Annotated in this window: 6 protein-coding genes and 1 pseudogene; 5 read left to right on the top strand and 2 right to left on the bottom strand. The window is 73.1% G+C overall.

Features of this window, described 5'->3' with window-relative positions; translation table 11 throughout:
- Positions 1-43: 43 nt before the first annotated feature.
- The 3 genes and pseudogenes from ABZ281_RS14250 to ABZ281_RS14240 all read left to right on the top strand — a co-directional run.
- Positions 44-307, top strand: a pseudogene (locus tag ABZ281_RS14250) (PIG-L family deacetylase); the annotation flags it as partial.
- 33 nt (positions 308-340) lie between these two features.
- A complete protein-coding gene (gene sigJ, locus ABZ281_RS14245) occupies positions 341-1,246 on the top strand; it encodes an RNA polymerase sigma factor SigJ (RefSeq protein WP_356655340.1) in 906 nt (301 codons plus the stop codon).
- Positions 1,247-1,293: 47 nt separating this feature from the next.
- Positions 1,294-2,124: a pentapeptide repeat-containing protein gene (locus tag ABZ281_RS14240; protein WP_356655338.1), complete on the top strand. Its 831-nt coding sequence runs from the start codon at positions 1,294-1,296 to the stop codon at positions 2,122-2,124.
- Here the strand turns inward: ABZ281_RS14240 and ABZ281_RS14235 are convergent.
- The gene (locus tag ABZ281_RS14235; protein ID WP_356655336.1) at positions 2,086-3,582 is read right to left on the bottom strand and encodes a cytochrome P450; all 1,497 of its coding nucleotides are present in this window, start codon (positions 3,580-3,582) and stop codon (positions 2,086-2,088) included. The genes ABZ281_RS14240 and ABZ281_RS14235 overlap by 39 nt on opposite strands.
- A gap of 109 nt (positions 3,583-3,691) precedes the next feature.
- On the opposite strand from ABZ281_RS14235, the gene ABZ281_RS14230 reads away from it, so the two are divergent.
- Positions 3,692-4,300, top strand: a complete 609-nt coding sequence (locus ABZ281_RS14230) for a TetR/AcrR family transcriptional regulator (RefSeq protein ID WP_356655334.1) — start codon at positions 3,692-3,694, stop codon at positions 4,298-4,300.
- 85 nt (positions 4,301-4,385) lie between these two features.
- Entirely contained in the window at positions 4,386-5,114 is a 729-nt protein-coding gene (locus ABZ281_RS14225; protein WP_356655332.1) for a DUF2470 domain-containing protein, read from the top strand.
- Here ABZ281_RS14225 and ABZ281_RS14220 read toward each other — a convergent pair.
- On the bottom strand, positions 5,082-6,278 hold the full coding sequence (locus ABZ281_RS14220) for a lactonase family protein (protein ID WP_356655354.1): 1,197 nt from the start codon (positions 6,276-6,278) through the stop codon (positions 5,082-5,084). The two genes, ABZ281_RS14225 and ABZ281_RS14220, sit on opposite strands and share 33 nt — an antisense overlap.
- Between the last annotated feature and the right edge of the window lie 114 nt (positions 6,279-6,392).

Raw genomic sequence — 6,392 nt, 5'->3', positions numbered from 1 at the left:
GGGCGCTGCCTAGGGTCGAACCATGACCGCGCCCCGTGCCCTCCCCGTCGAGCAGGGCCTGGACCCCTGGGACGGAGTGCGCTGGGTCGCCGTCGCGGGTTCCAGCACCCCCACGCACGCCGTCGACGCGACGTCCGGGATGGAACGGGCGGTGCGCTCCCTGCTGGAACACCGCACCTACATCGAGGTGTTGACCAGTGAGGACCCGGAGACGTACGTGCGCGGCTTCCTGACGCAGCACGCGGAGAGGACGGGGGAGCGGTTCGGTGGCCGCCCCGCGGTGGCGTTCGAACTGTTCAGCAGATGATCAGCGGTTGATCGGCAGACGACGGGGGAGACCATGACAGGCAGCGAGGAACTGGCCCACCGGTTCGAGGAACACCGCGGACACCTGAAGGCGGTGGCCTACCGCATGCTCGGATCGCTCTCCGAGGCGGAGGACGCCGTTCAGGAGGCCTGGCTGAAGCTCAGCCGCACCGACACGGACGACATCCAGAACCTCGGCGGCTGGCTGACCACGGTGACCGGCCGGGTCTGCCTGGACATGCTGCGCTCGCGCACCGCCCGCCGCGAGGAGCCGATGGGCGACACCCAGGACACCGTGGGGGCCTTCGTCCCGGACCCGGTGCTCCGGCCCCTGTCGCACATCGACCCGGCCGAGGAGGTGCTCCAGGCCGACTCAGTGGGCCTGGCCCTGCTCGTCGTGCTGGAGAACCTGGCGCCCGACGAGCGGCTCACGTTCGTGCTGCACGACATGTTCGCCGTGCCGTTCGACGACATCGCGCCGATCGTGGAGCGCAGCGCCGCCGCGACCCGGCAGCTGGCGAGCCGCGCCCGGCGCCGGGTGCGTGGCGCCACGCCGTCGAACGAGCCGGACCTCGGCCGGCAGAAGCAGGTGCTCGACGCCTTCCTGGCCGCCTCGCGCGCCGGGGACTTCGAGGCGCTGGTGGCCGTCCTGCATCCGGATGTGCTGCTGCGGGCCGACTCGGGCGCCCTCGTGCGGGGAGCGGCCGCCTCCAAGCTGGTCCAGGGTGCGAAGGCGGTGGCGGAGCAGGCGCTCATGTTCGCCCCGTTCACGCTGTCCGCGGAGCTGGTGCTGGTCAACGGCTCGGTCGGAATGATCAACGCGCCGGAGGGCCGCATCCAGTCGGTGATGGGCGTGACGATCGCCGACGGCCGCATCACGGACATGTACATCCTGGCCGACCCCGAGCGGCTGGAGCGGCTGGAGGCGCCCGGGGCGTGAGGTGACCACACTCCACCGGTGACGTGTCGTTTCGTATGCTGAACGGCATGCGAGATCATCAGGCCGGGCAGACGGAACTGCGCGGCGACTGCGAGCGTTGTTTCGGGCTGTGCTGCGTCGCCCTGCCCTTCACCGCCTCGGCCGACTTCGCGGTCGACAAGGCCGCCGGCACGCCCTGCCGCAACCTCCGGGAGGACCACCGCTGCGGCATCCACGCCAGGCTCCGGCAGAAAGGATTCACCGGCTGCACGGTCTACGACTGCTTCGGCGCCGGGCAGCAGGTCTCGCAGATCACCTTCGGTGGGCAGGACTGGCGGAGCGGGCCGCCGGAGCGGGCCCGCCGGATGTTCGACGTGTTCGCGGTGGTGCGGCAGCTGCACGAGCTGCTGTGGTACCTGACGGAGGCACTCGCCCTGCCCGCGGCCCGTCCCGTCCACGCCGGGCTGCGCAATGCGCTGGAGAAGACCGAGAAGTTGACCGGCGGGACCCCCGAGGAGCTCGCCGGGCTGGACGTGGCCGCGCACCGCCAGGAGGTCAACGTCCTGCTGCTCAGGACGAGCGAGCTGGCCAGGGCCGGCACCAAGGGCCGCAGGAAGGACCGCCGGGGTGCGGACCTCATGGGCGCCCGTCTCAAGGGGGCCGACCTGCGCGGTGCCAGTCTCCGCGGCGCCTATCTCATCGCCGCCGACCTCACCGGCGCGGACCTGCGGGGCGCCGACCTGATCGGTGCCGACCTGCGCGACGCGGACCTCACGGACGCCGACCTGACCGGGGCGTTCTTCCTCACCCAGCCGCAGCTGAACGCCGCCCGGGGGAGTGCCGGGACCCGGCTGCCCGGGTCAGTCACCCGCCCCGGGCACTGGACCGCGCAGGTCTGAGGCCGGCTCCGGCACCGCGGTGCGGCGCTCCGGGCGTAGCCGCAGGCCCTCCGGCATCAGCGTCAGCCGTTCCGTCACACGCAGCCGGTAGGCGGGGTCGGCCCGCAGCTCGTAGCGCCGCAGCAGCAGCCCGAGCACCAGTGTGGTCTCGTGCAGCGCGAACTGGCGGCCGATGCACGCCCGTGCGCCTGTCCCGAACGGCTTGAAGGTGTGCGGGGGCCGCGACCGTACGGCCTGCGCGTCGAAGCGGTCCGGGTCGAACCGCTCGGCGTCCGCGCCCCACACCTCGGGGTCCCGGTGCAGCATCGGCGTCAGTACCAGCGCCCAGGCCCCGCGCCGCATGGGATGCTCCCCGGCCAGGACGGTGTCCTCCCGGGCCTCGCGGGAGAACGCGGGCGCGGTGGGCCACAGGCGCAGCGACTCGTCCAGCACCCGGCGGACGTAGCGCAGCCGGGCCACCTGCTCGTAGGCGGGCTCCTCCGTGTCCCCCCACACCCGGTCCACCTCCGCGCGGGCCCGGGTCGCGATCTCGGGGTGGCGGGAGAGGTAGTGCAGGGCGAAGGAGAGCGCGCCCGAGGTCGTCTCATGCCCGGCGACGAGGAAAGTGACGACCTGGCGGCGGACGTTCTGCGGCGCGAGCCGTTCCCCGGTCTCGGGGTGGACGGTCTCCAGCATGCGGTCGAGCAGGTCCCCGTCGCCGCCGCCGGTGGCGCGCCGGGCCCGCACCAGTTCGTCGACCGTGTGGTCGAGGTGGGCGATGTCGGCCGCGTTGCGGCGGGTCGCGCTCCGCAGCAGCAGCGGAGCCAGCGGGAAGGGCACCGTGTTGAGCCGCTGCGCGTAGGTCAGCGTGCCCACCATGGCCGTCACGAAGGGATGTGGCCGGGAGCGCTCGAACGAACCGAAGTCGTGCCCGAAACCGGTGCGCGCGATCGTCTCCAGCGTCAGCTTGGTCATGTCGGCGGGCACGTCCACCGCCCGGCCCGTCGTCGCCGCCCGGTCCCAGTGCTCCGTGAGCCGCTGTGCGACGGAGAGCATCATCGGGTGGTAGCCGGCCATGGCGTCGCGGCTGAACCCCGGCGCGAGCACCTCGTGGGCCAGCTGCCAGTTCGGCTCGTGGTTGTACGCCGTGAAGAGGCCGTCCCCGGCGACCGGCCGCAGGTTGGCCACGCCGAGCCCCACGTGTTTGGCGAACCGCGCCTCGTCCGAGAGGTCGGCCGCCTGCCGGGCACCCCACACGAAAACGAACTCCTTGCCGAACGCCTTCCGCCGGAACACCGGCCCGAGTTGGCGGGCGTAGCGCAAGGAGTCCTGCAGGGGAGTGCTCCGGTTCACGCCCACCACGTCGCCGAGCAGGGGGATCCGGCGCGGCGGATGCGGAATGCGCTCCAGCTCCGGCCAGCCCAGCTCGGCACTGCGGAACCCCTTGGGCTCCCCGGTCCGTATCGGCGCCTGGGCCATGACGCGATCTCCCTTGATCCGGCGGCGGGTCCGCACGTGTTGTACGTGGGTTCAATAACGCGGTTCAGTCTGGTCCCGTTGTTGAATCGACGTCAAGTAAAGTGCGGGCATGGCCGCCAACCAGGTCGGGCGCCCGCGCCGCCGGCTCAGCACCGAGGAGCGCCGGGAGCAGCTCCTGTCGGTCGGGGCGCGGCTGTTCTCGGAGAGCCCCTACGACGACGTGTGGATCGAGCAGGTCGCCGAGATCGCGGGGGTGTCACGCGGGCTGCTGTACCACTACTTCCCGGCCAAGCGGGACTTCTTCGCGGCGGTGGTCGAGCGCGAGAGCGAGCGCATGCTGCGCATGACGGCGGCGGTGCCCGGCGTGCCGGTCCGTGAGCAACTCTCGGCCGGTCTCGAGACGTTCCTGGAGTACGTCCAGGCGCACGCGCACGGCTACCGGGCCTTCCATCGCGCCGACGCGGCCGGCGACCGGGCGGTGCGGCGGGTCTATCAGCGCGCCCTGGCCGCACAGGAGCAGCAGATCCTCGCCGCGCTCGCCGCGGACCCCGAATTCGGGCCCGCCTTCGAGGAGCGGCCGGAGGTCCGGCTGGCCGTGCGCGGCTGGCTGGCGTTCACCACGGCCGTCTGCCTGGAGTGGCTGCGCGGCACGGAGTTGGGCCGGGGGCAGGTGCGCGAGTTGTGTACGCGCGCCCTGCTCGGCGTCCTCACGCCCTGAAAGGTTCCGCAAAGAGTACGTGGCGTGGTTGGCGTGCACCCCGATCTTCGGTAGGTTAGGTGAGGCTTACCTAAGGAGGTCTGGGATGGGTGACGACAGCCACAGCTGGACGGCGGCTCCCGCCGCGGCGGAGCGGGCGCGTTCGGTGCTCGCCGCCGCGTGGTCCTGCTCCGTGACCGCGGAGGGCACGCGGGAGGAGCTGGTCGGCGCGCACACCGTGGGCGAGGACGGCCGGGTGCTCGTGGAGGTGCCGGAGGACAGTGCCCTGCTCGCGGCCGCGATCTGCGCGCCCCGCGGCGAGCCGTCCGCCGTGCTGGAGTTCGCCGACGTCGCGCCCGTCCCGGTCCGCAACCGGATCCGCTCGCGGCTGTGGCTCGCGGGCCGGTTCACCGTCGAGGGGGAGCGGCTCGCCTTCACCCCCACGCGTGTCGTGCTGCGGCAGCCGTCCGGCTCCGTGGTCGTGGACCTCGACGAGTTCGCCGCCGCCGAGCCGGATCCGCTCACCACGGCCGAGGCGCGGCTGCTGACCCATCTCGCCGACTGCCACGCCGACGCCGTCGAGCGGCTCACCCGGCTCGTCGACTCCGACAGCCTGCACGGCGCGGTCCGCGTCCAGCCGCTCGCCGTCGACCGGCACGGGCTGACGCTGCGCATCGAACGCGCCCGCGCCCACGGCGACGTACGCCTCGCCTTCCACGCGCCCGCGGACGACGTCGCGCAGCTCACCGAGCGCATGCACATCCTGCTCAGCCAGGCCACCGCCGCGTCGTGCCCCCGGGCCCTACAGCGGCAGCGCACAGACGGCGACGGGTGAGGGGAACGATTCTCCTGCACGCCGCAGCTCGCCGCTCGCCTCGTCCACGTGGAAGACGGTGACGGTGGAGGACTTCTGGTTCGCCGCGAAGAGCAGCGAGCCCTCCGGCGAGAAGGCGATCTGCCTGGGGAAGTCCCCGCCCGCCGGCACCGTGCCGAGCAGCCGGAGCCGGGCGCCGTCCGCCTCGACGGCGTAGCGGGTGAGGCTGTTGTGGCCGCGGTTGGCGAGAAAGGCGTGGCGGCCGTCGGCGGTCACCAGGATCTGCGCCGGGTAGCTCGTGCCCGGACCCGTGCCCGTGGACTGCGCCTCGCCGACGGTCACCCGGCCGGAGGCCTTGTCGTACGAACAGACCGCGACCGTGTTGTCGACCTCGTTGGCGAGGTAGGCGTACCGGCCGCCCGGGTGGAACGTGAGGTGGCGCGGGCCCGCGCCCGGCCGGGTGTGCGCCTGCGCGACCTCGGTGAGCGTGCCCGCCTTCTCGTCCAGCCGATAGGTGTAGACGGTGTCGGTGCCCAGATCGACGGCGAGGACATGGCCGCCGTCCGGGCTCGTGAAGAACTGGTGGGCGTGCGGGCCTTCCTGGCCGGGGCCGGGCGGCGGGCCGGTGTGCCGGACGAGGTCGGTGCGCTCGCCGAGAGCGCCCGAGGCGTCGATGGGATGCACGGCCACACTGCCCGAGCCGTAGTTCGCGCTGAGCAGCCAGCGCCCGCCCGGATGTACCGACAGATGACAGGGCGCCGCCCCGCCGGTACTGCGACTGCCCAGCACCTTCCGGTCCGACAGCCGGACGGCGGTCACCGCGCCGTCGTCGCGCTCGTCCACCGCGTACAGCGTGCCGCGGTCCGGGTGGATCGCGAGGTACGACGGGTCGCCGACGCCGGTGATCGTCCCGTTGCCGGTGATCCGGCCCGTCGCCGTGTCGTACGTGGCCAGGCCGATGCCCTTGCCGCCGCCCTCGACGGACGTGTAGGTGCCGAGGTAGAGCGGGCGGGGTCCGGAGGGACGGCGGGCCTCCCGTGACGTGCTCGGCTCCGGAGCCGTGGTCGGAGTCGACGCGGGCGCGGGCGCGCTGTCACAGGCCGGCAGTGCCGCCGCGGCGGCCCCGCCCGCCAGTGCGCCGACGAATCGGCGCCTGCTCCAGCCGCCACCGCCACCACTGTCCATGTCGCCCCTCAGGTCGTCCCTCGTCACCGTCGTGACAGCCACCCTGACGTTTCCCGGCCCCCGCGTGCAACAAGGGCAGGGGCGTTGCGCGTGGTGCGGTCCGTCGGGGCGGGC

Source organism: Streptomyces sp. NPDC006265 (assembly GCF_040613555.1).
Taxonomy (GTDB): Bacteria; Actinomycetota; Actinomycetes; order Streptomycetales; family Streptomycetaceae; genus Streptomyces.
Note: the sequence above shows the minus strand (reverse complement) of the source record. Positions and strands in the feature narration are given on the sequence as shown.